The organism is Achromobacter spanius (assembly GCF_002812705.1).
Lineage (GTDB): Bacteria > Pseudomonadota > Gammaproteobacteria > Burkholderiales > Burkholderiaceae_B > Achromobacter > Achromobacter spanius.
Map to the genome: position 1 here is coordinate 2,389,171 of NZ_CP025030.1, position 25,363 is coordinate 2,414,533.

23 protein-coding genes, 1 tRNA gene and 3 pseudogenes are annotated in these 25,363 nt (G+C 62.8%); 15 read left to right on the forward strand and 12 right to left on the reverse strand.

Annotated elements, in window-relative coordinates:
* Window positions 1–123: 123 nt before the first annotated feature.
* The 11 genes from betI (at window position 124) to CVS48_RS10895 (ending at window position 10,773) form a co-directional block, all read left to right on the forward strand.
* Complete coding sequence (betI, locus tag CVS48_RS10845; RefSeq protein ID WP_100854461.1) at window positions 124–747, forward strand: transcriptional regulator BetI; 624 nt, start codon at window positions 124–126, stop codon at window positions 745–747.
* Window positions 748–764: 17 nt separating this feature from the next.
* Entirely contained in the window at window positions 765–2,231 is a 1,467-nt protein-coding gene (betB, locus tag CVS48_RS10850) for a betaine-aldehyde dehydrogenase (protein ID WP_100854462.1), read from the forward strand.
* 160 nt (window positions 2,232–2,391) lie between these two features.
* Window positions 2,392–4,065: a choline dehydrogenase gene (betA, locus tag CVS48_RS10855; RefSeq protein ID WP_100854463.1), complete on the forward strand. Its 1,674-nt coding sequence runs from the start codon at window positions 2,392–2,394 to the stop codon at window positions 4,063–4,065.
* Window positions 4,066–4,101: 36 nt separating this feature from the next.
* Window positions 4,102–5,001 carry a 4-(cytidine 5'-diphospho)-2-C-methyl-D-erythritol kinase gene (gene ispE, locus CVS48_RS10860; RefSeq protein WP_100857596.1) on the forward strand — a complete coding sequence of 300 codons (900 nt, stop codon included), beginning with the start codon at window positions 4,102–4,104 and terminating at the stop codon, window positions 4,999–5,001.
* 1 nt (window position 5,002) lies between these two features.
* Window positions 5,003–5,079: transfer RNA gene (locus CVS48_RS10865), tRNA-Gln, on the forward strand.
* A 141-nt stretch (window positions 5,080–5,220) separates the two neighbouring features.
* A complete protein-coding gene (locus CVS48_RS10870; protein WP_006227587.1) occupies window positions 5,221–6,171 on the forward strand; it encodes a ribose-phosphate pyrophosphokinase in 951 nt (316 codons plus the stop codon).
* A gap of 148 nt (window positions 6,172–6,319) precedes the next feature.
* Entirely contained in the window at window positions 6,320–6,931 is a 612-nt protein-coding gene (locus CVS48_RS10875; RefSeq protein ID WP_046805051.1) for a 50S ribosomal protein L25/general stress protein Ctc, read from the forward strand.
* A 97-nt stretch (window positions 6,932–7,028) separates the two neighbouring features.
* Window positions 7,029–7,628 (forward strand): aminoacyl-tRNA hydrolase, encoded by a 600-nt coding sequence (pth, locus tag CVS48_RS10880; protein ID WP_050448047.1) that lies wholly within the window; start codon window positions 7,029–7,031, stop codon window positions 7,626–7,628.
* The gene (locus CVS48_RS10885) at window positions 7,625–8,404 is read left to right on the forward strand and encodes a CPBP family glutamic-type intramembrane protease (protein ID WP_100854464.1); all 780 of its coding nucleotides are present in this window, start codon (window positions 7,625–7,627) and stop codon (window positions 8,402–8,404) included. Before pth ends, CVS48_RS10885 begins: the two co-directional genes overlap by 4 nt.
* A gap of 96 nt (window positions 8,405–8,500) precedes the next feature.
* Window positions 8,501–9,592: a redox-regulated ATPase YchF gene (gene ychF / locus CVS48_RS10890; protein WP_050448045.1), complete on the forward strand. Its 1,092-nt coding sequence runs from the start codon at window positions 8,501–8,503 to the stop codon at window positions 9,590–9,592.
* A gap of 122 nt (window positions 9,593–9,714) precedes the next feature.
* Window positions 9,715–10,773 carry a PDDEXK nuclease domain-containing protein gene (locus CVS48_RS10895; RefSeq protein ID WP_100854465.1) on the forward strand — a complete coding sequence of 353 codons (1,059 nt, stop codon included), beginning with the start codon at window positions 9,715–9,717 and terminating at the stop codon, window positions 10,771–10,773.
* A 75-nt stretch (window positions 10,774–10,848) separates the two neighbouring features.
* Here the strand turns inward: CVS48_RS10895 and CVS48_RS10900 are convergent.
* The 6 genes and pseudogenes from CVS48_RS10900 to CVS48_RS10925 form a co-directional block, all read right to left on the reverse strand.
* Window positions 10,849–11,129 (reverse strand): annotated as a pseudogene (locus CVS48_RS10900) (transposase); the annotation flags it as partial.
* A 13-nt stretch (window positions 11,130–11,142) separates the two neighbouring features.
* Window positions 11,143–11,397 (reverse strand): annotated as a pseudogene (locus CVS48_RS10905) (integrase core domain-containing protein); the annotation flags it as partial.
* A gap of 57 nt (window positions 11,398–11,454) precedes the next feature.
* The gene (locus CVS48_RS10910; protein ID WP_100854467.1) at window positions 11,455–12,639 is read right to left on the reverse strand and encodes an MFS transporter; all 1,185 of its coding nucleotides are present in this window, start codon (window positions 12,637–12,639) and stop codon (window positions 11,455–11,457) included.
* A 134-nt stretch (window positions 12,640–12,773) separates the two neighbouring features.
* Entirely contained in the window at window positions 12,774–13,082 is a 309-nt protein-coding gene (locus CVS48_RS29770; protein WP_197723170.1) for an ester cyclase, read from the reverse strand.
* Window positions 13,031–13,208 (reverse strand): annotated as a pseudogene (locus CVS48_RS29590) (hypothetical protein); the annotation flags it as partial. The pseudogene CVS48_RS29590 and the gene CVS48_RS29770, both read right to left, overlap by 52 nt.
* A gap of 2 nt (window positions 13,209–13,210) precedes the next feature.
* Complete coding sequence (locus CVS48_RS10925; RefSeq protein ID WP_100854468.1) at window positions 13,211–14,134, reverse strand: LysR family transcriptional regulator; 924 nt, start codon at window positions 14,132–14,134, stop codon at window positions 13,211–13,213.
* A 382-nt stretch (window positions 14,135–14,516) separates the two neighbouring features.
* On the opposite strand from CVS48_RS10925, the gene CVS48_RS10930 reads away from it, so the two are divergent.
* Window positions 14,517–15,638 carry a Fic family protein gene (locus tag CVS48_RS10930; RefSeq protein ID WP_100854469.1) on the forward strand — a complete coding sequence of 374 codons (1,122 nt, stop codon included), beginning with the start codon at window positions 14,517–14,519 and terminating at the stop codon, window positions 15,636–15,638.
* A 21-nt stretch (window positions 15,639–15,659) separates the two neighbouring features.
* On the opposite strand, the gene CVS48_RS10935 is transcribed toward CVS48_RS10930, so the two are convergent.
* On the reverse strand, window positions 15,660–16,106 hold the full coding sequence (locus CVS48_RS10935) for a MarR family winged helix-turn-helix transcriptional regulator (protein ID WP_100854470.1): 447 nt from the start codon (window positions 16,104–16,106) through the stop codon (window positions 15,660–15,662).
* Between the two features lie 3 nt (window positions 16,107–16,109).
* Window positions 16,110–17,708 carry an MDR family MFS transporter gene (locus CVS48_RS10940; RefSeq protein WP_100854471.1) on the reverse strand — a complete coding sequence of 533 codons (1,599 nt, stop codon included), beginning with the start codon at window positions 17,706–17,708 and terminating at the stop codon, window positions 16,110–16,112.
* A gap of 418 nt (window positions 17,709–18,126) precedes the next feature.
* Between CVS48_RS10940 and CVS48_RS10945 the strand changes: the two genes are divergently transcribed.
* Both CVS48_RS10945 and CVS48_RS10950 read left to right on the forward strand, forming a co-directional pair.
* Entirely contained in the window at window positions 18,127–20,625 is a 2,499-nt protein-coding gene (locus CVS48_RS10945) for an AsmA family protein (RefSeq protein ID WP_100854472.1), read from the forward strand.
* Window positions 20,622–21,008, forward strand: coding sequence for an MOSC N-terminal beta barrel domain-containing protein (locus CVS48_RS10950; protein ID WP_100854473.1), 387 nt, complete (start codon window positions 20,622–20,624; stop codon window positions 21,006–21,008). The genes CVS48_RS10945 and CVS48_RS10950 overlap by 4 nt, the downstream gene beginning before the upstream one ends.
* A 64-nt stretch (window positions 21,009–21,072) precedes the next feature.
* Here CVS48_RS10950 and CVS48_RS10955 read toward each other — a convergent pair whose 3' ends face one another.
* From CVS48_RS10955 to rsmD, 4 genes are all read right to left on the reverse strand, one after another.
* On the reverse strand, window positions 21,073–22,287 hold the full coding sequence (locus tag CVS48_RS10955; protein WP_100854474.1) for a benzoate/H(+) symporter BenE family transporter: 1,215 nt from the start codon (window positions 22,285–22,287) through the stop codon (window positions 21,073–21,075).
* Entirely contained in the window at window positions 22,284–22,535 is a 252-nt protein-coding gene (locus CVS48_RS10960; protein ID WP_006221659.1) for a YfhL family 4Fe-4S dicluster ferredoxin, read from the reverse strand. The genes CVS48_RS10955 and CVS48_RS10960 overlap by 4 nt, the downstream gene beginning before the upstream one ends.
* Window positions 22,536–22,641: 106 nt before the next feature.
* Complete coding sequence (gene coaD, locus CVS48_RS10965) at window positions 22,642–23,145, reverse strand: pantetheine-phosphate adenylyltransferase (RefSeq protein WP_046807920.1); 504 nt, start codon at window positions 23,143–23,145, stop codon at window positions 22,642–22,644.
* 58 nt (window positions 23,146–23,203) lie between these two features.
* Window positions 23,204–23,770, reverse strand: a complete 567-nt coding sequence (gene rsmD, locus CVS48_RS10970) for a 16S rRNA (guanine(966)-N(2))-methyltransferase RsmD (RefSeq protein WP_100857599.1) — start codon at window positions 23,768–23,770, stop codon at window positions 23,204–23,206.
* A gap of 457 nt (window positions 23,771–24,227) precedes the next feature.
* Between rsmD and ftsY the strand changes: the two genes are divergently transcribed.
* Window positions 24,228–25,304, forward strand: coding sequence for a signal recognition particle-docking protein FtsY (ftsY, locus tag CVS48_RS10980; RefSeq protein WP_318269771.1), 1,077 nt, complete (start codon window positions 24,228–24,230; stop codon window positions 25,302–25,304).
* The last annotated feature ends 59 nt before the right edge of the window (window positions 25,305–25,363 follow it).

Consider the following 25,363-nt stretch of genomic DNA (forward strand, 5'->3'; position numbering starts at 1 on the left):
TCAATCAATATAAATTAGACTCGACCGCACCCGGCGGGGCAGTCCAGGGTTCCACCGAAGTCGTCCCAGTCGTCCCCGCCCCTTTCGCTCCCCGCCCTCGCCAGCCCAGGAACCGCGCGCATCATGCCAAAAGTCGGAATGCAGCCCATCCGCTGCAATCAACTCATCCAAGCCACGCTTGAATCCATCGACCAGGTCGGCTTGGCGGAAAGCTCCATCGCCCATATCGCCCGCGCCGCGAAGTTGTCCACCGGCATCATCAGCCATTACTTCGGCGACAAGGACGGCCTGCTGGAAGCCACCATGCGGGAATTGCTGCGCAATCTTCGCGACTCGGTCTCGCGTGCGCGCCTTGATGCGCCAGCCACGCCCCGCGCGCAACTGCGCGCCATCATTGACGGCAACTTCGTGCCCACCCAGGTATCACGCAGCGCCATGCGCGCATGGCTCACGTTCTGGGCCGCCAGCATGCACCAACCCCGCCTGCGCAGGCTGCAACGCGCCAACGACCGCCGCCTGCATTCCAACTTGTGCTGCCAATTCCTGCGCGTGATGCCGCTTGCCCAAGCGCGCGACGCCGCGCGCGGCCTGGCCGCCCTGATCGACGGCCTGTGGCTGCGGGGCAGCCTTCAGGGCGCGGACTTTGCCAGCGACAAGGCGCGCGACATTGCTTACGACTATGTGGACCTGCTGCTTGATCGCAGCCAATTCAAGGGCGAGCCGGCTTTGGGCCCGCCCTTACTTTGACAACAGGACGGATTCCCATGCCTTTGCCCATCCAGCAACTCTACATCCACGGGCGGCGCACCAACGCCATCAGCAGCAAGACCATCACCACGGTTAACCCCGCCAATGGCGCGGTGCTGGCGGAAGTGCAGGTGGCCGCCCGGCAGGACATAGACCGCGCGGTGGCCAGCGCGCAGGAAGGGCAGAAGGTATGGGCGGCGCGCACCCCCGCCGAGCGCGGGCGCGTGCTGCTGAAGGCGGCGCAGATGCTGCGCGAGCGCAACGACGAATTGGCTGAGCTTGAAACGCTGGATACCGGCAAGCCGCTGTCCGAAACCCGTACCGTCGACATCGCCACCGGTGTGGACGTCATCGAGTATTACGCGGGCCTCGCGGCGGCGGTGGAAGGTATCCAGGTGCCCCTGCGCGAATCCAGCTTCTTCTACACGCGCCGCGAACCGCTGGGCGTTATTGCGGGAATAGGCGCGTGGAACTATCCCATCCAGATTGCCATGTGGAAGTCCGCCGCGGCCTTGGCCACGGGCAACGCCATGGTGTTCAAACCCGCCGAGATCACGCCGTTGACGGCCTTGCGGCTGGCCGAGATCTACACGCAGGCGGGCGTGCCCAACGGCGTGTTCAACGTGGTGCTGGGCAGCGGCCGTGAGATTGGCGACTGGCTGACCGGCCACCCCGGCGTGGCGAAAGTGTCGTTCACGGGTGGCGTGGACACCGGCAAGCAAGTCATGGGCGTGGCCGCCGCTACGCTCAAGAGCGTCACGCTGGAACTCGGCGGCAAATCCGCGTTGATCGTGCTGTCCGACGCCTGCCTTGAGCGCGCCGCCGATATCGCGGTAATGGCCAATTTCTTCAGCTCGGGCCAGGTGTGCACCAACGGCACGCGCGTGTTCGTGCACCGATCGCACAAGGCGGCGTTCGAGGCCGCCGTGCTGGAACGGGTGGCGCGCATCCGCATCGGCGACCCTTTCGATCCGCGCACGAACTTCGGCCCGCTGGTCAGCGCCGCCCACATGGACCACGTGCTGAGCTGGATTGAAATCGGCAAGCGTGAGGGCGCCAAGCTGCTGGCCGGCGGCGTCCGCTTGATGGAAGGCGCCTTGGGCAAGGGCGCTTATGTGGCGCCCACCGTTTTCTCGGATTGCGAAGACCGCATGGAGATCGTGCAAGAGGAAATCTTCGGCCCCGTCATGAGCATCCTGGCGTTCGACACTGAAGACGAAGTCGTGCAGCGCGCCAATGACAGCCGCTACGGCTTGGCGGCAGGCGTGGTCAGCCGCGATCTGGCCGCCGCGCATCGCGTTGCGCATCGCTTGCAGGCGGGCATTTGCTGGGTGAACACCTGGGGCGAATCGCCCGCGCAGATGCCGGTGGGCGGCTACAAGCAATCTGGCCTGGGCCGCGAAAACGGCATGGACGCGCTGGCCCAATACACGCAGACGAAATCCGTGCAGGTTGAACTCGGCCCGTTCGCGTCGGTGTTCTGATCGCCGGCGGCCGATGTTGCGCTGGCCAATGCCGGGGCGGTCGATGCCTTGGCGATTGATGCCGCGGCAACTAATGCGCGCGGCGGCCTCGCTAGCGCCACGACGGGTACCCGCCACACCGGCGGGCACCCGCTTTCTACACGTGTTCGGGGGGAAGAAAATGTCCATCAAGCGCGAGTACGACTACATCATCATCGGCGCGGGATCGGCGGGCAATACGCTGGCCGCGCGACTGACCGAAGACCCAGGCACGACCGTGCTGCTGCTGGAAGCCGGGGGCCAGGATCACCGGCTCGATTTCCGCACGCAGATGCCGGCCGCGCTGGCCATGCCGCTACAGGGCAGGCGCTACAACTGGGGCTACAAGACAGACCCGGAGCCGCATCTGAATGGCCGCCGCCTGGATTGCGGGCGCGGCAAGGGGCTGGGCGGGTCGTCGCTGATCAACGGCATGTGCTACGTGCGCGGCAACGCGCTGGACTACGACCACTGGGCGCGCATAGACGGCCTGGCGCATTGGGACTATCTGTCTTGCCTGCCGTATTTCAAGAAGGCCGAAAGCCGCGACGTGGGCGCCTGTGACTATCACGGCGGCGCGGGGCCGGTCAGCGTCACCACCCCCAAGGCCGGCAACAACCCGCTGTTTGCGGCCATGGTGGCAGCGGGCGAGCAGGCGGGGTACGCGCAAACGCCGGATATGAACGGCTATCGCCAGGAAGGCTTTGGGCCGATGGACCGCACCGTGACCCCGCGCGGCCGGCGTGCCAGCACCGCGCGCGGCTATCTGGACCAGGCGCGCGGACGCGCCAACCTGACGATCGTCACGCGCGCGTGGACCGATGTGATTCTGTTTTCCGGCAAGCGCGCCGAAGGCGTGGCCTGGGAACAGCATGGCCAGCAGCACCGCAGCTACGCGCTGCGTGAAGTGCTGTTGTGCGCGGGCGCCATCGCATCGCCGCAGATCTTGCAGCGTTCAGGCGTGGGGGCGGGCAGCATGCTGCGCGGCATGGGCATTGCCGTGCAGCATGACCTGCCCGGCGTGGGCGAGAACCTGCAAGATCACCTTGAGCTGTACGTGCAGTATGAATGCAAGCAGCCCGTGTCGCTGGCCCCATCGCTGAAGCTGCGCAACCAGGCTGCGATCGGCGCGCAGTGGTTGTTCATGGGTACGGGCATTGGCGCCAGCAATCAATTTGAAGCGGGTGGCTTCATACGCAGCCATGACGATTTCAAATGGCCGAACCTGCAATATCACTTCCTGCCGATCGCCATCAACTACAACGGGTCCAACCCCATCAAGGTGCATGGCTTTCAGATGCACGTGGGGTCGATGCGATCGCCCAGCCGTGGGCGGGTGCGCATCCGTTCGCGTTCGCCGCGCGACCATCCCAGCATCCTGTTCAACTACATGTCCGACGCGCAGGACTGGCGCGAATTCCGCGCGGCGCTGCGCATTACGCGCGAGCTGTTCGCGCAGCCTGCTCTGGCGCAGTACGCCGGCCGCGAGATATCTCCCGGCGCTGCCCTTAAAAGCGATGCGGACCTGGATGCCTTCGTGCGCGCGCAAGCCGAAACCGCATACCACCCGTCATGCTCGAACAAGATGGGCGCGGCGTCCGACCCGATGGCGGTGGTGGACGGCTACGGGCGCGTGCACGGGCTGGAGGGCTTGCGCGTGATTGATGCATCGATCATGCCGGACATCGTCACGGGCAACCTGAACGCGCCGGTCATCATGATGGCCGAGAAAATCGCCGACCACCTTCGCGGCCGTACGCCGCTTGCGCGCGCCGACGTGCCTTACTACACGGCGCAAGGTCCGGCGCGTGGCTAGAATGTTGGCTTGTCCCGCACGCATCGGCTGCCCTCTGTGACTCTGTACGACGTACCCGCTCCCGCCAAGCTGAATCTGTTCCTGCATGTGGTGGGCCGCCGCGCCGACGGCTACCACTTGCTGCAAACGGTCTTCCGCTTCATCGACCTGTGCGACACGCTGCATTTCGACGCGCGCGCCGATGGCGTCATCAGCCGTGCCACCGAGCTTGCCGGCGTGTCCGAAGCCGATGACCTGACCTTGCGCGCCGCGCGCGCCTTGCAGCACGCCACCGGCACGCGCCAGGGCGTGCAGATCGGGCTTGAAAAACGTATCCCGCAGGGCGGTGGGCTGGGCGGTGGTTCCAGCGATGCGGCCACGGTGCTGATCGCGCTGAACAAGCTATGGAACACGGGGCTGACGCGCCGCGAGCTGATGGACCTGGCCTTGCCCTTGGGTGCCGATGTGCCGGTCTTCGTGTTCGGGCAATCGGCCTTCGCGGAAGGCGTGGGCGAAGCGCTCACCGCCGTGACGCTGCCTGATCGCGCTTATCTGGTGGCGCAGCCGGACACCAGCGTGCCGACTGTTGGAATATTTTCCGCACCCGATTTGACAAGGGATTCTTCTTACATCACAATAGCGGACTTTCTTGCTTCGCCAACTTTTTCCTTCGGGAAAAACGACTTGGAGCCGGTGGTTCACCGTCTTTATCCTGAAGTTTCCAGGGCATCGCGGTGGCTTGCAGAACAGGGTTACCCTGTACGCATGTCGGGATCAGGCGCGTGTTTATTCGCCGAATTCTCTGAACTTTCCGAAGCCGTTTTGGCGAAAGCAGAAATATCCGCTATAATGCGCGGCGCTGTTAAAACAAATAGCACATCGCATCCACGGTTTCGGTTAGTGCAGGCTTGTACTGGTTTAACTGAACATCCGTTGCGGAATTGGATTGCAAGATAGTTGGGGAGTCGCCAAGCTGGTTAAGGCACCGGATTTTGATTCCGGCATGCGAAGGTTCGAATCCTTCCTCCCCAGCCAACCGAATACATAAAAAAGCTGTTGAACACGCCTGTAAGACACTGGCCCGGGTTCAGCAGCTTTTTTATTTTCCGGATCCGCTGGTGTTATCACCCCGCACCACCTCGTTAGTGTCTTACAACGACCATCGCATCATCCATCATGGCAAACGATAGCTTCATGATCTTCACGGGCACGGCCAACACTCGGCTGGCCGTGGACGTAGTCAACCACCTCGATATGTCCCTGGGCAAGATGACCGTCGGTCGCTTCTCAGACGGCGAGGTGATGGTCGAAATCAACGAGAACGTGCGTGGCAAGGACGTCTTCGTCCTGCAACCCACCTGTGCGCCCACCAATGACAACCTGATGGAAATCATGGTCATGGTCGATGCCCTGCGCCGCGCGTCGGCCGGCCGCATCACTGCCGCGATTCCGTACTTCGGCTACGCCCGCCAAGACCGCCGTCCGCGTTCGGCGCGTGTTGCCATCTCGGCCAAGGTTGTGGCCAACATGCTGCAAGTGGCTGGCGTTGACCGCGTCCTGACGATGGACCTGCACGCCGACCAGATCCAGGGTTTCTTCGACATTCCCGTGGACAACATCTACGCCGGTCCGATCTTGCTGGGCGACATCTGGCGCCGCAATTTCTCGAACCTGGTCGTGGTGTCCCCGGACATCGGCGGCGTGGTTCGCGCGCGCGCCCTGGCCAAGCAACTGGAAGCCGACCTGGCCATCATCGACAAGCGCCGCCCGCGCGCCAACGTGTCGGAAGTGATGAACATCATCGGTGAAGTCGACGGCCGCACCTGCATCATCATGGACGACATGGTCGACACCGCCGGCACGCTGTGCAAGGCGGCCCAGGCCCTGAAAGACCGCGGCGCCGGCGCCGTTTACGCCTATTGCACGCACCCCGTGCTGTCGGGCGGCGCCATTGACCGCATTGAAGCGTCGGAACTGGACGAACTGGTCGTCACCGACACCATCCCGCTCTCCGAGCAAGGCCAGGCCAGCGGCAAGATCCGCCAGCTGTCGTGCGCCGCGCTGTTGGGCGAGACCATCCTGCGTATCTCGAACGCGGAATCGGTCAGCTCGCTGTTTGTCGACTGACGCGCTTCGCGTCGGTCGGGCCACAGCCCACTCTCAGTTTTTGCACCTTGCTGGTCGCGGCAAGGCGCAATCAACACGGCGCGCATGTTGCGCGCCGTGCCGTTAACTGGTGAAGCCTCTTCACCTTATTTTGTTTTTGGAGTTTTCCATGAAATTCATCGCCACTGCGCGTAGCGTCCAGGGTTCGAGTGCGAGCCGCCGCCTGCGCCGCGCGGGCCGCGTTCCCGCCATTGTCTATGGTGGTACGGCTGCCCCCCTGAACATCGAACTCGACCACAACGAGATCTATCACGCCCTGCGTAAGGAAGAATTCCACGCATCGATCCTGCAAATGCAGCTCGAAGGCTCGAAGGATGAGCAAGTGTTGTTGCGTTCGGTTCAATGGCACGCCTACAAGCCGCAAGTCCTGCACGTGGACTTCCAGCGCGTGGACGCCAACCAGGCTCTGCGCACCAAGGTGCCGCTGCACTTTGTCAACGCCGAAATCTCGCCCGCTGTGAAGCTGGCCGGCGCCATCATCAGCCACGTGACGACCGAACTGGAAATCACCTGCCTGCCGAAGGCTCTGCCCCAGTTCATCGAAGTCGACCTGACCAACATCCTGGCTGGCGCTTCGATCCACCTGGCCGACATCAAGCTGCCCATGGGCGTCACCTACGTGCCCCACGGCGGTGAAGACAACCCGCTGCTGGCTGCCGCCATCGTCAAGGGCGGCGCTGCCGCTGCCGACGAAGCCGAAGAAGCTGCTCCGGCTGCCTAAGCGTTGCGGGAAGCCCTCGGGCTTTCCTCGGCTTGTGCCCGAAACCCTGCGTGTGCATTTGCATGCGCAGGGTTTTTTGGTTTAAACACCCTCCATCATGTCTATTCCCATACGCCTCATTGTGGGATTGGGTAACCCCGGTCCCGACTACGAAACGACCCGGCACAACGCCGGCTTTTGGCTGGCCGACCATCTGGCGGACGATCTGCGCACTTCTTTCGCGCTTGAGAAATCTTTTTTCGGCATGGTCGCCAAGTCTCGGCTGGGCGCGGACAACGTGCTGCTGCTCAAGCCCATCACCTATATGAATAAATCCGGCCAGGCCGTCGGTGCCTTGGCGCGCTTCTACAAGCTCGCGCCCGAACAGGTGCTGGTGCTGCATGACGAACTGGATCTGCTGCCGGGACAGGTCAAGCTCAAGCAGGGCGGTGGCCATGCGGGGCACAACGGCTTGAAGGACATTCAGGCCGTGCTGGGCAGCCCGAATTTCTGGCGGCTGCGCATCGGCATCGGCCATCCGCGCACATTGGGCCTGGCCCAGCAGGTGGCGGACTTTGTGCTGCACCCGCCGCGCCGCGATGAACAAAAAGAAATCGACGCCGTCATCGACCGCTGCCGCGCCGTGGTACCGGCGATGCTGGCGGGTGATTTCCCATTGGCCACGCGCCAACTGCATAGCGGCAACGTTGCCGGATGAACAACCCCGCGCAGTCCACCCCCGTCGGTAAAACCCGCTTTCGATCAGAAGTCGCGGACTTCTGGCGCTATATCCGTCACCCGCGTCCGCTGTCACGCGTGCCGGGGCGAGTGGCGGGTAATGGGTTTCTGGCCGACTGGTGGCCGGGCATCCGCCCTGGGCGCCTCTTGGCCTGGGCCGGGCTGCTGTGGGCGTTGAATCTTTTTGCACTGGGCCCTGTCGCCGTAATGGCTGCGGGCCTGGGTGGCGCGACCCACCGGATCGACCCGGCCAACCTGCCGTGGCTGACGGCGATTATCTGGGCGCCGCTGGTTGAAGAAATGCTGTTCCGCTACGGTTTGCGTCGGCCCTTGCAGACGCTCTGGCTGGTGCCTGCATTGATGCCCGTGGTCTTGTATGGCCCGCAACTGTGGACGGGGCTGCTGCTGGCGGCTTTTATGTTGCTGGCCTGCTGGGGCGTGCGTCCGCGCGACGCGATGCTGACGGGCTGGGACACGACGTGGCGGCGCTACTACCTGAAGCACTTCGGCCTGGTGTTCCATCTGGTCGCGCTGACGTTTGCCGCGGTCCATCTGACCAACTTCGTCTATAGCAAGACGCCGTACTGGCTGATGCCGCTACTGGTGTTGCCGCAATGGCTGACCGGCCTGGTGCTGGGCTGGATGCGCGTGCGACGCGGCATCGGCGCGGCCATCCTGCTGCACGCCACGTTCAACGCCGGCCCCATTTTGATGATCTGGGCCGTCATGCGCTGGGCGCCGTCCATCGTCAAATAGCGGGGCCGTATCGCCGGCCCTGATGAAACTGCCCCAGGGCGCACCCGGGGTAAACTAGAACGTTAACGATCAATACCGTACTTACACAGGATTCCCATGGCTCTGCAATGCGGCATCGTCGGCCTGCCCAACGTTGGCAAATCGACTCTCTTCAATGCTCTGACCCGCGCCGGCATCGCCGCCGAGAACTATCCGTTCTGCACCATCGAACCCAACGTCGGTGTGGTCGAAGTGCCGGATCCGCGTCTGCAAAAGCTGGCTGAAATCGTCAAGCCCGAGCGCATCCTGTCCGCCACCGTCGAATTCGTGGACATCGCGGGCCTGGTCGCCGGCGCAAGCAAGGGCGAAGGCCTGGGCAACCAGTTCCTGTCGCACATCCGCGAAACCGACGCCATCGTCAACGTCGTGCGCTGCTTCGAAGACCCGAACGTGATTCACGTGGCCGGCAAGATCGACCCCATCGCCGACATCGAAGTCATCGAAACCGAACTGGCGCTGGCCGACATGCAAACCGCTGAAAAAGCGCTGCAACGTCATCAGAAGACCGCGCGTTCCGGCGACAAGGAATCGCAGCGCATCGTGGCCGTGCTGGAAAAGTGCGTGGCCCAATTGAACGAAGCCAAGCCCATCCGCGCGCTGGACCTCAGCCCGGAAGAGCATGCCGACATCGCCCAACTGTGCTTCATCACCGCCAAGCGCGCGATGTACGTGGGCAACGTGGCCGACGACGGCTTCACCAACAATCCGCTGCTTGACCGCCTGACCGAATTCGCCGCCGCGCGCAACGCGCCGGTCGTCGCTATCTGCGCCGCCATCGAATCCGAAATCGTCGACCTGGACGACGCCGACCGCCAGGCCTTCCTGTCCGACATGGGCATGGAAGAGCCTGGCCTGAACCGCCTGATCCGCGCCGCCTTCAAGCTGCTGGGCCTGCAAACCTACTTCACGGCAGGCGTGAAGGAAGTGCGCGCCTGGACGGTGCCCATCGGCGCCACCGCCCCGCAAGCCGCCGGCGTGATCCACACCGACTTCGAACGCGGCTTCATCCGCGCGCAAACGATCGCGTACGAAGACTTCATCACATACAAGGGCGAGCAAGGCGCCAAAGAAGCCGGCAAGATGCGCGCCGAAGGCAAGGAATACATCGTGCAGGACGGCGATGTGATGAATTTCTTGTTTAACGTGTGAGTTTTCCCCGGACCTCGCGAACGTTCCTATTGTTTATCTAGGTATGAAGGATTCAGGGGTGGGTTGGGGGTAGTCGTGTTCAACCGCGGGGTGTTTTTCCCGTAGTCATGGATGGAAAGCTGATGGCCGCCGCCAAACCCGCCTCCCTCACTTCAGCTCCTCAAGGCTACGCTGACTGGCTGATCGACCTGAAAGGGCGCATCCACAGTGCGCAGCAGCGTGCGACGCTGGCGGTTAATCGGGAACTGGTCTGGCTGTATTGGCAGATCGGTCGCGACATTCTTGCACGACAAGCCGAGTTGGGTTGGGGTGCCAAGGTGATCGACCGGCTGGCGCATGACCTGCGTGCCGCCTTCCCGGATATGAAGGGTTTTTCGCCACGCAACCTTAAGTACATGCGGGCGTTTGCCGAGGCTTGGCCGGATGCTGAGATTGTGCAGCAGGCTGCTGCACAATTGCCCTGGGGGCATAACTTAGTACTACTGGATCGGCTTAAACAGCCAACGGAGCGTCTGGCTTATGCCCGCGCCGCCATCGAGCATGGCTGGTCGCGCAACGTGCTGAACATCCACATCGAAACCCGCTTGTTGGAACGCAGGGGCAACGCTGTTACCAACTTTGAACAGCGCCTGCCTGCGCCGCAGTCCGATCTGGCCATCGAGTCGCTGAAAGACCCCTACCGCTTTGACTTCCTCGGTCTGGGCGAGGAGGCACAGGAACGCGAGATCGAAAACGCGCTTGTGCAGCACGTTACCGACTTTCTGCTGGAACTAGGCGCTGGCTTTGCATTTGTCGGCCGGCAGGTGTTGTTGGACGTAGGCGGCGAGGAGTTCTTCATTGACCTGCTGTTCTACCACCTAAAGCTGCGCTGCTACGTGGTGATCGAACTGAAGGCGGGCAAGTTCAAGCCCGAGCATCTGGGGCAACTAGGTTTTTATCTGACGGCGGTGGACCGGCAGGTGAAGCACGCGCAGGACAATCCGAGCATCGGCCTGCTGCTGTGCAAGAGCAAGAACAAAGTGGTAGCCGAGTACGCCCTGGGTGACAAGTCGCAGCCGATGGGCATTGCCGAATACAAACTGATGGAGTCCTTGCCACAAGAGCTTCAAACCAGCCTGCCGACGATTGAGCAGATCGAGCAGGAATTGGGCAACTCTATGGATGATGGCGCCGACAAGTGATGCGATGACTTGATGCGTTTCGAGTACAACTCGCCGGGGGGGTCAGAAATTCCGTGTTCAAGGCGGGGTTAAGACTTACACGGAAGGTCTGATAAACCGATCCTCATAGAGGATAGCGAATTGGTTATGGCCTGCTTCCAGTCGCGAGCAGGCCGTCCCCAGTCTGCGGTGATATTGCGCAGGGCCAGCCAGATGAGCTTGGCGGCGGCGTCCTCAGACGGGAAGTAACCGCGGGTCTTGATAATCTTGCGCAACTGGGCGTTGATGCTCTCGATGGCATTGGTCGTATAGATCACCCGGCGCACTTCCGGCGGAAATGCGAAGAAGGGAATCACGCGATCCCAGGCGCTGCGCCATACTCATGCGGGGTCAGATGACCAGTGAGCCGTGGGGACGATGGTGGTTGTAGTCGTCCTGCCAGGCTCGCAGTTTTTGCTGCAGGTCGTGCAGCGTGATGAATTCATGCACATTAAGGAATTCATCACGCAATCGACCGTTGAACGACTCGATGAGCCCATTATCCGTCGGCTTGCCTGGGCGTGTGTAGTCGAGTTTGATGCCGCGTCGGTATGCCCAATCGTCCAACGCCCTAGACGTAAATTCCGTTCCGTTATCTGCGCGCACAGTGAGGCGGGTAGGCTCCAGTAAAGCCTGGTCCCGATGATAAGCCGATTCACAATCTCAGTTGAATCCGTGTTTCGACGCGCTTATTACCGTAATGAGCGCAACTATCAGAAGCGGAATCGTAGCCATCGGTAGCGCATCGAGCCCGACAGACAGAAGCAGCCCTCCGAGAATGCCGCCTCCCGCGATTGAGAGGTTCCAGGCAACCACAGTCATGGATTGCGCGACATCAATATCCGCTCCTGCCGTATGAGCTGTAGCAGTCTGAAAGAGGGTTGCCGAACCGCCATAGCCAAGCCCCCATGCAGCGACGCCGACATAGATAGCCTGCACTAGATCTATCCCGGTCGCGAGGCCAACGACAGCGACAATGAATAGCGCAATGCTGCCTAAAGTTAGTTGCCGCAGACGCTTATCCACTTGGCTGCCGACAAATACGATACTGGCCAACGACGCAAGGCCGAAGACAAGCAACACGCCACTCAGATTCTCGGTAAGTCCGGACGGACCCACCATTGGCGCGATGTAGGTGTAGAGGATGTTGTGGGCGAGAACGAATGTGAACAGGGTAAGAAGTATGGGTCTCATACCGGGAAGCACAAAGACCCGACTCAGAGTGAGTTTCGTTCTGGCATCCTGCCCTGGCAAGTTAGGCATGCGCCAGCGGATCCAGATCAAAAGCAGCATGCTTGCGCCGGACATGAGAACAAAAACTGCGCGCCAACCCAGTAGCTGGCCTAGGAATGTGCTCGCCGGAAGACCGAGGGACAATGCGATGGGCGTTCCAACCATTGCCACTGCGATGGCGCGCCCTTTGAGTTCGGGAGCGACCATCCGGGCGGCATAGCCTGCGATGATGCTCCATAGCAACCCAGCGCTCATACCAGCGAGGAAGCGGACTATAAGCGTCAGCACGTAGTTGTCGGAAACCGCGGTGATCAGATTGATCGCCGCGAAGAGCGCGATTGTGAGCATCAGCAACGGGCGTCGATCCCAGGCTCGTGTGGCGATGCTCAAAGGGATGGCGGCGACGAGTGAGCCTATGGCATATGCAGTCACCAACTGCCCCGCCATGGCCTCGGAGATTCCAAGGTCTGCACTTATCGGCAGCAAAAGGCCAGCCGGTAGGGTTTCCGTAAGGATCGTGATGAAACACGATGCGGCTAGCGCAAGGAGCGCCAAGAGCGGCAAGCGATCGGTCTCTTTTGCTTCGGTGGGAACGGCACAGATTTCTTCAGTCATGGCGCTCTTGCTTACCTTTGAATGTGAGCGATTGCAGCCCGCCGTCGAACCAGCAGAAGGCGGGTGCATCTACGTCTTCTAGACTAACTGGATTCGAACCCCCCGCGTGCCCCCGCCGAGAATCTCAAAGTTTCTCAGGAGTTGATGATGCCAAGCTGGGAGTAGAGGGTGAGGTTGTCTTCCAGATGCCAGCTTTCGAAGATCAAGCCATTGAAGAAGCGATAGATATCCATTGAGATGTAATTGACCGGCTGCCCTCCTCCCTGTACTCCCCGAAAGGTTCCCGTGAAATGCCCGGTGAATATCAGATAGGTGACGACCCGATCACCGTAGCCTTCGGTTCGGAACCGAAGATGATTCCATGCTGTGTGGGATAGGGATAGAGCGGCTTTATCCCAACGCGGTCGCGAATTAGGATCAGTTCTTCCTGCCGGTGGTCCCAGACAGCAAAGGCAAACATTGAGACGGCTGATCGCTTCGACATCCCATTGCAGGAATGCCTTGAGAAGAACCTCCGTGTCGCTGCGTGTTTGAAATGGATGGCCAAGGGACTGCAGGTCTTGACGCAACTCTAGATGGTTGTAGATTTCACCGCAGCATCTCCTGCGGTATCGAGGTGGGAGAGCGCAAGCGCCATGAAATCAATGAAGGTGCGAATCTTGGGGGCTAGGAACCTTCGGTTCTTATAGGCAGCGTAAAGCGGCGAGGAGAACGGAACGTAGCCCGGTATGGCCATTTCCAGCTTTCCCACTTCCAGGTCTGCTTCGACCAACCAGCGCGGCAGATAGGCCAGTCCGAAACCTGACTGAGCAAGTTGCAGAATCAGTGTGGTGTCGTTCGAGCGCATGACGTGCCCTCCGGCAATCGAATCGGCTTCCTGATCCTTGCTGATATCCACACCCTCGACCTCTGTGAGAACCGGCAGGATGAAGTTATGGGTCCCCAGATCTTTCGGAGAGGATGGGCGTCCTGACTTGGCAAAATAGGATGGCGTACCGACCAAGACAAAATCCAGAGTAGCTATTGGTCGTACGATGAGAGTAGGTGATGGCTTGTCAGTGACTCGAAGTGCCAGGTCGTAGCGTCCAGACACGAGGTCCTGCTTCGTATTGTCCAGAAGAAGTTCCAGCTTGATCTTCGGATAGGCGTGTTGATACTCCACCAGAATGCGTGCGAACTCGGCATTGGAGAACCACTGAGGTGCAGTCACCCGCAGCGTTCCGCTTGGGCTTCCATTGTGGTGCCCCAATAGCGCCTCAGCATCGTCGAGTATGTCGAGCGCTTCGCGGCAGCTGTTGTAGTAGAGCCTTCCGGATTCGGTCAGGCTTATGCTGCGACTGGTTCGATTGAGAAGCCGCGTTCGCTGAATAGCTTCCAAATGGGCAACGTGTTTGCTGACCATGGCTGTCGAGATCGCGAGTCGTTTTGCTGCACCGCTGAAGGAGTGCAGCTCAACGATCTCACGGAAAACCTTCAGGCTCGTTAGGGTATCCATGCCAATACTCCACTGCAGTTCGAGGGGTGAAGTATCGGCCTATTGAGCATGCGAGGGTGTCGGGCACAGCTAGAACAAGAACTTTCCTAAGCCCATTTCATTGCGAACGACATATGCCAGCCAGACCGTAGCAAGGAGCTCACTTCATCAAGGGCAACCGTTGCGAGCCAACGGCGTGAGGCGGATGTCGAGCATGAGTGCTGTAGGCGTGGTGAACAGCGCCTCGGGCGCCTGCTGGGTAAAGTCGCTGCGATAGTCTGCCATGTGAAATCTCCAGGGTTTGGATTACAACGGCCCATGTCCTTGCATCTCATCGCATGGATACACACACGTCAGCAGCGAATATCTTGCCGCTGCGGCGAATAGCCCCGATAATCGCCGCATGAACTGCGGCGATTATCTTTATATCTGGCAGGCCCCCGACTGGCCGAATTGGCGCTACGACTTGGCTGTTCTCGCCGAGCCGTTGGCGCGAGTCAGCCGCGCGCAGGGCATGTTGCTAGGGCGACTTGCCGACGTGGGCCTTGGCTTACAAGGGCAAGCCAGCCTGGCCGCCCTGACGGATGACGTGGTCAATACCAGCGAGATCGAGGGCGAGCACCTCAACGCAGCCTCGGTCCGCTCGTCCATTGCTCGCCGTCTTGGTGTCGATATCGGTGCCTTGGCGCCAGTCGACCGCAATGTGGAAGGCGTAGTGGACATGGTGCTTGATGCCAGCGGCAACAGCAGCCAGCCGCTGACGGCGGAGCGCTTGTTCGGTTGGCATGCTGCGCTGGTCCTCACTGGCTGCTCGGGCCTCGGCAAGATCATCACTGGCGGGTGGCGGGATGACGCCCAAGGGCCGATGCAGGTGGTGTCGGGTCACGTCGGGCGCCATAAGGTTCATTACGAAGCCCCCGCTGCGGAGCGTCTGCCGGCGGAAATGATGTGCTTTCTGGGCTGGGTGAATGCGCCACGGGCGTCGGAGCCCGCTTTGATCCGCGCCGGACTGGGGCATCTGTGGTTTGTGACCTTGCACCCCTTTGATGATGGCAATGGCCGTATCGCCCGAGCGATCGGCGACTTGCTCTTGGCCCGCGCCGATGGCAGTCCGCGGCGTTTCTACAGCCTGTCCGCGCAGATCCAGCGGCAGCGCAATGCCTATTACGACATCCTTGAGCGCACGCAGAAGGGCACGCTGGACGTGACGGCGTGGCTAATGTGGTTTGTTCAGATGCTGGATGAGGCGGTGCGACAGGCACATCACACGCTGGATACGGTGCTGGGCAAGGCACGGTTCTGGAACCGTGTGTCCGGCGCTTCATTGAACGACCGGCAAGTGAAGGTGTTGAACCGTTTGCTCGACGGCTTTGAAGGCAAGCTGACCAGCAGCAAGTGGGCTGCTCTTGCGAAGTGTTCTAGCGATACCGCGCTGCGCGACATTTCCGAACTGGTTGATCTTGGTGTGTTGCAACGCTCGGGGGCTGGTGGCCGCAGCACCAGCTACGAATTGAAGCCTGACTGACCCGGGTTCCGCGCGCCCCCATCACCCCCCCGCCTTATCCCCCGCCGCCCTTAGAAAATTCGATTCCAGCACGCTAAGCACCCGGTTCAGCGTATCCACATCCGCCGCTGACAACCCCTTCAACGCCTCTTCAAAAAACGCCGCCCGTTTAGGCAGCGCTTCATTCACCACCGCCTGCCCGGCAGCGGTCAGCGTGGCATTCGTCAAGCGGTTGTCCTGATCATCCACCGCACGCGCTATCCAGCCCATTTTCTCCATCGCTTGCAATTGCCGGGTCAATGACGCCGGATCCAGCCGGCAACGCTCCGCCAGATGCTTCTGCGAACACTGTCCGTTCTCATGCAGCGCCAGCAGAATGCGCCAGCGGGGCAGGGCGTGGCCGACCTTGCTGCTGAATGCGCTTTGCATGACGCGGTACGTCTGCCCCATGTGCTGGATGACTTGCAGGCCTTGTTGTTGTCTGGGCAAAAGCTATTCTCCGACGCCGGCGGGCTCCGCCTTGGATGGGCGGGCCAATTGCACCAGCGGCACGCGCCGCACGCACCATAGCGCGAAGATGGCGACGGCCAGCGCGATGAGCTGGCCTTCATGGATGGCGCCCACCAGCGCGACTCGCGCAATCTCGATCAGCGACGTACCGTCCTGGCCTTGATGCGCCAATTGTGCCAGGAACTGCGTCTGCGCCGCCGGGTTGACCAGCATCTGCGGGTCGTTCAGTTCCGGCAGCCATTGCGCCGACGCGCCGTTCAGCGTGGACTCGACGCCGCTGAAGTAGCTATGGCTGACCATGGTGCCGACGACCGCCGTGCCCAGCATGCCGCCGATCATGCGCAGCGATTGCAGCAACGCCGTGGCGATGCCCAGGTGCGTGCGGCCCGCGGTTTGCTGCGCGAAAACGGTCAGGTTGGGCATGATGAAGCCCATGCCCAGCCCGGCCATCATCATGTAGGCGGCAATCAAGATATGCGACGTGGTGTTGTGGGTGGTGACGATGCCCAGGCACGACAGCGCCATCAGCAGAAAGCCTGCATAGAGCATGCGGTTGGGGTTGCGGATGCGGGTAATGATGCGGCCGTTGATGATGCTGCCGACGGTAATGAACACAACCATGGGCGTGATCAGCATGCCGGCGTCCTGCGGCGACAGGCCAAAGCCGCCTTGCAGCAGCAGGGGCGCATAGAACAGCAGCGAATACATGGTCACGCCCACCAGCAGCGCCAGCGTGAACAGCGTGGCCAGTCCGCGGTTGCGGAACATGTCCAGCGGCAAGAGCGGATGCGGGCAGCGCTTTTCCCACCAGATCAGCAGCACGAAAGAGGCGATGCTACCCAGGCCCAGCAGCACGATGGGGCCGCTTATTCCTTCCTTGGGCAGCAGTTCCACCAGCAGTTGCAGGCTGCCCAGCGCCAGCGCGACCAGCAGGGCGCCTTGCCAGTCCAGGCGCACCTTGCCGGACGTGTGGTTGCGCAGGTGCGGCAGGTAGCGCGCCACGAACCACAGGCCCAGGATGCCGATGGGCAGGTTCACGTAGAACACGGACCGCCAGCCATAGTGTTCGGTCAGCGCGCCGCCCAGGGTGGGGCCGACGGCGTTGGCAATGCCGAAAGCCGAACTCAGCATTACTTGCCAGCGCAAGCGCACGTGCGGGTCAGGAAACAGGTCGGGGATGGAGGCGAACGCGGTGCCCACCAGCATGCCGCCGCCGATGCCTTGCAGGGCCCGCGCCAGCACCAGCGACAGCATGCTGTCGGCCGCGCCGCACAGGGCCGAGGCCAGCGTAAAGAGGATGATGGCGGCCACTACGAAGGGCTTGCGCCCGTAGTAATCACCCAGGCGGCCGAAAATGGGCACGGTGATGACCGACGTCAGCAGATAGGACGTGGCGACCCAGGCGTACAGTTCAAAGCCCTTGAGCTCGGCCACGATGGTGGGCAGCGCGGTGCCCACGACCGTTTGGTCGATGGCGACCATCATCATGACGAAGCACATGCCCAGCATGGCCAGCAGCGTTTGCCGGAAGGGCAGCACCTGGCCGGGCGAATGTGGGGTACTTGGGGTGGGGGCGGGCATTGTTGGATGCATCAACGATTGATGGATCAATTATTCTAGTCCTACAATCCGCAAACAGAAAATCGTCAGCTTCGCGGGCTTGAATGGACGGCATCGCGGCGCTTTGGGCTGGCAAGCGGGCGCGTTTTTGGTGTCATGGTCTGACAATGCCGCGCGAAGCCGGTCTGATTTGTTACGATAGCGAAATCTGCACGCTGGTCATGCTGGCGTCTTCAGCAGTCCTTCCTTGGTAGACCCTTCCTCCCTACGCCGCGGCCACAAGCTTTCGGCAGGAGCGGGGACTCGTCCTGAAGGCAGACAGTTCCAGGCAGACAGTTCCATCCGGCGCGCGATTTTTCCGCCGCTACAGCACCATCCCCGCGCGTTGCGCGGCGGGCGGCATTCCAGAATTTCCAGTCGAGGTACCGACGGGGCAGCAATGAAAACGTGGTTCAAGCGCATTTTGATAGGCCTGGTAGTGTTGGTTGTCGTGGCCGTCGTTGGCCTGGCCATCTTCTTGCTGACATTCGACCCCAACGCGTACAAGTACAAGCTGGAAGAGCTTGTTCAGGAACGCTATCACCGCACCCTCACGATCGACGGCGAGATCGAGCTATCGCTCTTCCCTCGTATCGGCCTGTCCGTGCAGGGCGTGTCGCTGTCCGAGCCCAATAGCCCGGACACCTTCGCCTCCATCGAAAGCACGCGCCTGGCGGTTGCCGTCTGGCCGTTGCTGTCCAACAGCTTCGTGGTGGACCACGTAGCCATCAGCGGCCTGAAGGCCCGAGTGGTGCGCGACAAGGACGGCCAGTTCAACTTCAGCAATCTGGTGGGAGGCACGCCGGGCGTTACGGCCGCGCCGTCCAATCCGGCCGAAGCGCTGGTTGGCGCGGCCCAGACCGCGGCCCAGGTCATCACCAGCGGCACCTTGCCGGCCACGCGCAACAACATGCAGATCGACATTGCCGGCCTGGACCTGAAGGACGGCGAAGTGTTGTTGCAGGATGCCATTTCTGGCATGGCCGTGGCGGTGACGAAGATCAACGCCAACACGGGCCGCGTCACGTTCAACCAGCCTTTCGATGTGCGCATGACTGCCCGCGTGGAAGGCGGTAACCCGCGCGTGGACGCCAACCTGACGGGGCAGGCCCTGTTGACGCTGGACCCATCGGCCAAGCGCTACGCGGCTCAGAAGCTGGACCTGCGCCTGGACGGCAAGCTGCCCGGCGCCGAGGCCAAGAGCCTGGCCATGCGCGGCAACCTGGCCTTCAACGGACAGAAGTCGTCGCTGGATATCGCCGGCCTGGAAGTCGTGTTTCAGGGCGACATCACGGACCCGGCCGCGCGCGCCACCAATGTGGAAGCCAGCGTGGCCATGCCCAAGCTGGCCATCGACCCCCACAAGAGCCAGTTGCAGATTGAAAAGCTGGCCGTGCGCGCCAAGGGCGGGTCCGACGACGGCCCCTTTGAAGTCGCGGTGGACGCGCCCGCGCTGAACATTTCGCCGACCTCGGCCACGGGTGAAGCCCTGACCGGGCGCGTGCGCATCAGCGGCCTGGATGCCAGCTTCGGCTTGAACGGTATCAGCGGCAATGCCGCCGAGCTGGACATCAAGGAAGCCAAGGTGGACAGCACGTCCAAGAACGGTGAGCGCGTCGTGAAGCTGAACTTCGCATCGCCGCTGACCCTGAACCTGTGGCAGCGCACCGGCGGCCTGTCGGCGCTGCGGGGCGACGTCAACATCACCGACCCAGGCCTGCCCAAGGGCAGCCTGCAGATTCCAGTCATCGGCAGCGTGAACGTGGACCTGCTGAAAGACCAGGCCAGCAGCAAGATCAATGCCGTGCTGGAAGGCGGCAAGTTTGATCTGAGCGCCGACATCACCAAGCTGTCCGAAACGCCGATGGTGAAGTTCGCGTTGGTGGTGGACACGCTGGACCTGGACAAGCTGGCGCCGCCCGTGGTGGCGGCCCCGGCCAAGCCGCCCGCCGACGGCAAGAAAGACGAATCCAAGCCGGCCACGCCCGCGGCCCCGGCCGCGCCGGTGGATGACACCATCGACCTGTCCGCGCTGGTGGGGCCTAGCGTCAACGGCACCCTGAAGGTGGGCAAGCTGGTGGTGCGCGGCCTGAAAGCCGACGAGGTGTCGGCCGTGGTCAAGCTGGACAAGGGCAAGCTTGAAATCTCCAGCCTTACGGCGGGCCTGTATGGCGGCAAGCTGGCGGGCGCCTTGTCCGTGGACGCCGCGCAAGGCAATCAACTGGCCACCAAGATGTCCTTGGCCGGCATTGCCATCGAGCCGTTGCTGATGGACCTGGCCAAGCGCAACGTGCTGAGCGGCACGGGCAGCCTGGCGCTGGACTTGAAGACGGCCGGCGCCAATGTCTACGCCATGAAGAACGCCTTGGGCGGCACCCTGCAAGTGCGTTTGCGGGATGGCGCGGTCAAGGGCATCAACCTGACGCAGACGCTGCGCGAGCTGAAGGCGGCGTTCAAGCCGGAATCGCAAAACGAGACCGTGCCGGCCGACACCAGCAAGCAGACCGAATTCTCGGAAATGGACGCAGACCTGGCCTTCACCAAGGGCGTGGCGGCGGTGAAGCGGCTGAACATCGTGTCGCCGTTGCTGCGCGTCACGCAGGGCGATCCGGCCAGCATCGACTTCGTGAAGAGCGAGCTGAATCTGGTGGCGCGCGCCCGGGTGGTCAACCCGGCCGCCGCCCCGGAAGGCCAGGAACTGATCGACCTGAAAGACGTGACCATTCCCGTGCACGTACAAGGTCCGTTCGACAAGCCCACCTACACCGTGCTGTGGAAAGACGCCATCGGCGGCATCCTCAAGCGCAGCCTCGAGAACAAGCTGCGCGAGGCCGTCACGGGCAAGGGCAAGGGCGGCGAGGCCGTGGACAAGGCTTTAAAGGGATTGCTTGGAAAATGAGCACCGATACGTTCCAGCCCATCGCGCAATGCGGCACCACCACGCAGCCCAATGCGGCGGCTTATCACCGGCAGTGGCTCATTGCCAATGATTCCGGCCAATGGCTGAACCGCGAGCTGTGTCCCAAGCTTGCCGACGTGTCGGTGGAGTTGCGGCTGGGCTATCTGGTGCTGAAAGCGCCCGGCATGCTGCGCATGGATATTCCGCTGGACGTCATCGAAGACGACGACAGCGTGCGCTACAGCATGAATGTGGGCGATCAGACGATTGACGTAATCGACGAAGGCGAACTGGCCGCGGCCTGGATATCGAACTTCGTGCAGGTGCCCTGCCGCATCATGAAGGTGCACCCGGACACGCCGGTCACGGCCTGGCCGGCCTGACATACTGCCAGCGTGACAAGTCGCCGCGCGGGCAGGGCTCGCGCTTGGGCCAGCGCCATAGGACCTAGGCGCGGCGCTTGAACTCGAATGCCGCGTGGGCCAGCAGGCCCGCCACCAGGCCCCAGAAGGCCGACCCGATACCCCAGAAACTGAAGCCCGACGCCGTTGCCAACAGGGTGATGAGCGCGGCTTCGCGCCGTTGCGGGTTGACCATGGCGGCGGACATGCCGCCCATGATCGTGCCCAGCAGCGCCAGGCCCGCCAGCGCGGCCAGCAGGGCGGCGGGCAGGGCCTGGAAGAAGACGGCGACAGCGCCCGCCACCAGGCTCAAGGCCACGTAACCCAAGCCGTAGGTGGCGGCGGCAATGTAGCGCTTACCGGGGTCAGGGTGGGCTTCGGGGCCGGTGCAGATGGCGGCGCTGATGGCGCCCATGGTGACGCTGTGCGCGCCAAAGGGCGCCGCCAACAGGCCCAGCAAGCCCGTGGCGGCCACGATGCGGGACGCCGGGGGCCGGTACCCCGCCGCTTGCAGGATCGCCAGGCCCGGCAGGTTCTGCGACGCCATGGCCACCACGAAGAGCGGAATGCCCAGGCTGACCACCGCCTGCATGCTGAACGTGGGCGTGGTCCAGACGAATTCCGTCAGGCGCCAGTCCAGCAGGTCCAGCCGGATCAGGTCCAGCGCGAACGCCAGCGCAATGGCCACCACCATCACCAGCAGCACCGCGTAGCGCGGCGCCCAGCGCCGGCACAACAGATAGGTGGCGCACATGGCCAGCACCAGGCCAGGTTGCAGGGCGACGTTGCTGAAAATGCCTATGCCGAAATTGAGCAGCACGCCGGCCAGCATGGCGGCGGCGATTTCGCCGGGGATGCGGCGCAGGATGGGGTCGATCCAGCCAAACAGGCCACAGGCCAGCGTCAGGCCGGCGGCCAGCATGTAGGCGCCGATGGCTTCATTGAACGGGACGCCCACCAGCGCGGTCACCAGCAGCGCGGCGCCGGGCGTGGACCACGCCATGACGATCGGCAGGCCGGTGCGCAGGCTGTAGAACGCGCCGCCGAATCCGAAGGCCAGGCTCAGCGAGCCGATCCACGAGCCGATGCGGGCCGCGTCCAGCCCCGCGGCGTGGCCCGCCTGCACCATCAGCACGGCGGTGCCGCCAAAGCTGACCAGCACGGCCACCACGCCCGCGGCGATGGCCGATGCGGACACATCGCGGCGCGCGTGGTGGGAATTCGAGGGAAGGGGGATACCGCTTTGCGTGGCGTCGCTCATGCGGCACCGGTCAGGCGGCGGTACTTGGCCATGAGCTGTTCCTGGCCTTCGTTCCACTGGGGGTGCAGTTCAATGCACTCCACCGGGCACACCACCTTGCACTGCGGTTCGTCGTGATGGCCGACGCACTCGGTGCATTTGTCGGGGTCGATGACGTAATAGTCATCACCCATGGAGATCGCGTCGTTCGGGCACTGGGGCTCGCAAACGTCGCAATTGATGCATTCTTCGGTGATGAGCAAGGCCATGGTGGGCAGCGGTGTAAAGCCGAGGGCGGCTGCCATTGTACTGCCGGGCCGCAAAGCGCAAGAAGGGCGCAAGATGCGCCCTTCGGGATGGTGCCGTGCAGGCCGATCAGCCCGGCCAGGATTGCTCGCGGCGCTCCTTGGCTTTTTCCTGCAACCAGCGTTCCACGGACGGGAACACGAACTTGCTGACGTCGCCGCCCAGCTGGGCGATTTCGCGCACGATGGTGCCCGAGATGAACTGGTATTGGTCCGACGGCGTCATGAATAGCGTTTCAACGTCGGGCAACAGATGGCGATTCATGCCGGCCATCTGGAATTCATATTCAAAGTCAGACACGGCGCGCAGGCCGCGCACGATGACGCGCCCGTTCTGGTCGCGCACAAAGTCCTTCAACAGGCCGCCAAAGCTTTGCACTTCCACGTTGGGATAGTGGCCCAGCACTTCTCGCGCGATTTCAACGCGTTCGTCGATGCTGAAGAAAGGCTTCTTGTTGCGGCTGTGGGCAATGCCCACCACGACCTTGTCGAAGAGCGTGGCCGCACGGCGGACCAAGTCTTCGTGGCCCCGGGTCAGCGGGTCGAAAGTGCCGGGATATACAGCGATGATCATGCGAGCTCCGTACCGTTATTAGTGGTGTACACCATCCTCCGAAGCTCGGATTATTGATCTATTTCCGCAATGCAGCAAATTCCAGCAGGTGGTAGTGGACCGCGCCTGCCTTGTCCTGCCGCAAGATCTGGAATCCTTCGGGGGCTTCGATGGGGGCTTCCGCCTCGACGTAGACCAGCCCATGCTCGTTCAGAATGCCCGGCAGAATGGGCCAGAGCCGCGCCAGCCAACCCTGTCCGAAGGGCGGGTCCAAAAGGATGAGGTCAAAGCGGGACGCATCCATGCGCTCGGCAACCTGCATGGCGTCGCCCACGTGGATGCGTATCATGTCGGCGTTGAGCTTGTCGCGCAGTGTCCGCAGCGCGGACGCGGCGGTCTTGTCCCGCTCGACCATCTGCACATGCGCCACACCGCGAGAGGCCGCTTCAAAGCCCAGCGCGCCACTGCCGGCAAACAGGTCCAGCACCTGCTTGTCGGCGAACTCGCCGGCCCAAAGATGATTCAACCAGTTGAACAGCGTTTCGCGAACCCGGTCGGGCGTGGGGCGCAGCGTCTCCACGTCGGGAACGGCGATGGGGGTGCGCCTGTATTGGCCCCCGACGATACGAATATACTTGTTACCCATGTTTAGCCGCTTCTTCAAGAAAAAATCCCCTCCGCCCGCCGCACCGGCTCAGCCCGTGCCGCCGCCGGAGGTCGTGGACGCCGCCGTCGCGCCCACGGAGCCCGCCGCCGCGCCGGTGATTCCGCCGCCCGCGCCGCGTCCCGAGGTGGTCGCGCCGGTGTCCGCACCCGCTCCCGCCCCGGCCGTTGATCCTGTCGCCGCACCGGTTTCGCCTGCAATTGCACCGCCGGTGTCGCCTGCCGCGCCGACCGTGGCGCCGGCTGCTGCACCGATCGCTGCACCGACGGTGTCGACGCCGGTTGCCGCGCCGACTCTGACTCGGACCGCTGCACCGACTCTGACGCGAACCGCCGCGCCGACCCATACGACGCCGGTTGCGGCGCCCGCGCCGGTGGTGTCACCGGCACCGGCCGCGCCACCCGCGCCGGCCATTGAGCCGGTCCGCGCGCCAGAGCCGATGCCTGCGCCTACGGTTTCGGTTGCGCCGACTGCCGCGCCTGCACCGATCGTAACGCCGGTGACTGCGCCAACGCCCGCGCCAGCATCCACGCCGGCACCCGCGCCAACGCCCGCGCCGGCACCCGCGCCAACCCCCCAACCCGCTGCCGCCGAGGCACCCAAGAAGTCGTCATGGCTGTCGCGCTTGAAGCAGGGCTTGTCGCGCACGGGGCAGAGCATTGGCGGCATTTTCGTTGGCGTCAAGGTCGACGAAAACCTGTTCGAGGAACTCGAATCGGCGCTCATTATGGCCGATGCGGGCTTGGAGGCCACCGAGAAACTGCTGACCGCGCTGCGTGCGCGGGTCAAGAAGGAACGCATTGAAGACCCCGCCAAGGTGAAGACGGCGCTGCGCCAGTTGCTGGCCGACCACCTGCGCCCGCTGGAGCGCGGCTTCAACCTCACCAGCGCAAAGCCGCTGGTGGTGATGATTGCCGGCGTTAACGGCGCGGGCAAGACCACGTCCATCGGCAAGCTGGCGCACACATTCCAGCGCCAGGGTGCAAGCGTGCTGCTGGCGGCAGGCGACACCTTTCGTGCCGCGGCACGCGAACAGCTTGTGGAATGGGGCAGCCGCAACAACGTCAGCGTGATTTCTCAGGACGGCGGGGACCCGGCCGCCGTGGCGTTCGATGCCGTCAACGCCGGACGCGCGCGCGGCATGGGCGTGGTCATGGTGGATACCGCCGGCCGCTTGCCCACGCAGTTGCACCTGATGGAAGAGCTGAAAAAGATCCGCCGCGTCATCGGCAAGGCGGATGCGTCGGCGCCGCACGAAGTGCTGTTGGTGGTGGACGGCAACACCGGCCAGAACGCACTGGCGCAGATTCGCGCCTTTGATGCGGCCATCAACCTGACGGGCCTGGTCGTGACCAAGCTGGACGGCACCGCCAAGGGCGGCACGCTGGCCGCCGTGGCCGCGGGTAGCCAGGGCGTGCGGCCGATTCCGGTGTATTGGATTGGCGTGGGCGAAAGCCTGGAAGATCTTCAGCCCTTCGTGGCGGATGAGTTCGCGGGCGCGCTGCTGGCGGACTGAGTTTTCGCTGTGTGAAGCAGTAAAGACGGGACGGTGCCTAGGCGCCGTCCCGTTTTGCT

Excerpts from the sequence above, each read along its gene's own strand:
- ychF (WP_050448045.1), top strand. The coding sequence starts at position 8,501 with ATGGCTCTGCAATGCGGCATCGTCGGCCTGCCCAACGTTGGCAAATCG.
- betI (WP_100854461.1), top strand. The coding sequence starts at position 124 with ATGCCAAAAGTCGGAATGCAGCCCATCCGCTGCAATCAACTCATCCAA.
- CVS48_RS10925 (WP_100854468.1), bottom strand. The coding sequence starts at position 14,134 with ATGGATACCCTAACGAGCCTGAAGGTTTTCCGTGAGATCGTTGAGCTG.
- CVS48_RS10895 (WP_100854465.1), top strand. The coding sequence starts at position 9,715 with ATGGCCGCCGCCAAACCCGCCTCCCTCACTTCAGCTCCTCAAGGCTAC.
- CVS48_RS10870 (WP_006227587.1), top strand. The coding sequence starts at position 5,221 with ATGGCAAACGATAGCTTCATGATCTTCACGGGCACGGCCAACACTCGG.
- CVS48_RS10945 (WP_100854472.1), top strand. The coding sequence starts at position 18,127 with ATGAAAACGTGGTTCAAGCGCATTTTGATAGGCCTGGTAGTGTTGGTT.
- CVS48_RS10875 (WP_046805051.1), top strand. The coding sequence starts at position 6,320 with ATGAAATTCATCGCCACTGCGCGTAGCGTCCAGGGTTCGAGTGCGAGC.
- CVS48_RS10955 (WP_100854474.1), bottom strand. The coding sequence starts at position 22,287 with ATGAGCGACGCCACGCAAAGCGGTATCCCCCTTCCCTCGAATTCCCAC.
- betA (WP_100854463.1), top strand. The coding sequence starts at position 2,392 with ATGTCCATCAAGCGCGAGTACGACTACATCATCATCGGCGCGGGATCG.
- betB (WP_100854462.1), top strand. The coding sequence starts at position 765 with ATGCCTTTGCCCATCCAGCAACTCTACATCCACGGGCGGCGCACCAAC.
- CVS48_RS10910 (WP_100854467.1), bottom strand. The coding sequence starts at position 12,639 with ATGACTGAAGAAATCTGTGCCGTTCCCACCGAAGCAAAAGAGACCGAT.
- CVS48_RS10885 (WP_100854464.1), top strand. The coding sequence starts at position 7,625 with ATGAACAACCCCGCGCAGTCCACCCCCGTCGGTAAAACCCGCTTTCGA.
- rsmD (WP_100857599.1), bottom strand. The coding sequence starts at position 23,770 with ATGGGTAACAAGTATATTCGTATCGTCGGGGGCCAATACAGGCGCACC.
- coaD (WP_046807920.1), bottom strand. The coding sequence starts at position 23,145 with ATGATCATCGCTGTATATCCCGGCACTTTCGACCCGCTGACCCGGGGC.
- CVS48_RS10930 (WP_100854469.1), top strand. The coding sequence starts at position 14,517 with ATGAACTGCGGCGATTATCTTTATATCTGGCAGGCCCCCGACTGGCCG.
- CVS48_RS10940 (WP_100854471.1), bottom strand. The coding sequence starts at position 17,708 with ATGCCCGCCCCCACCCCAAGTACCCCACATTCGCCCGGCCAGGTGCTG.
- CVS48_RS10950 (WP_100854473.1), top strand. The coding sequence starts at position 20,622 with ATGAGCACCGATACGTTCCAGCCCATCGCGCAATGCGGCACCACCACG.
- ftsY (WP_318269771.1), top strand. The coding sequence starts at position 24,228 with ATGCCTGCGCCTACGGTTTCGGTTGCGCCGACTGCCGCGCCTGCACCG.
- pth (WP_050448047.1), top strand. The coding sequence starts at position 7,029 with ATGTCTATTCCCATACGCCTCATTGTGGGATTGGGTAACCCCGGTCCC.
- CVS48_RS10960 (WP_006221659.1), bottom strand. The coding sequence starts at position 22,535 with ATGGCCTTGCTCATCACCGAAGAATGCATCAATTGCGACGTTTGCGAG.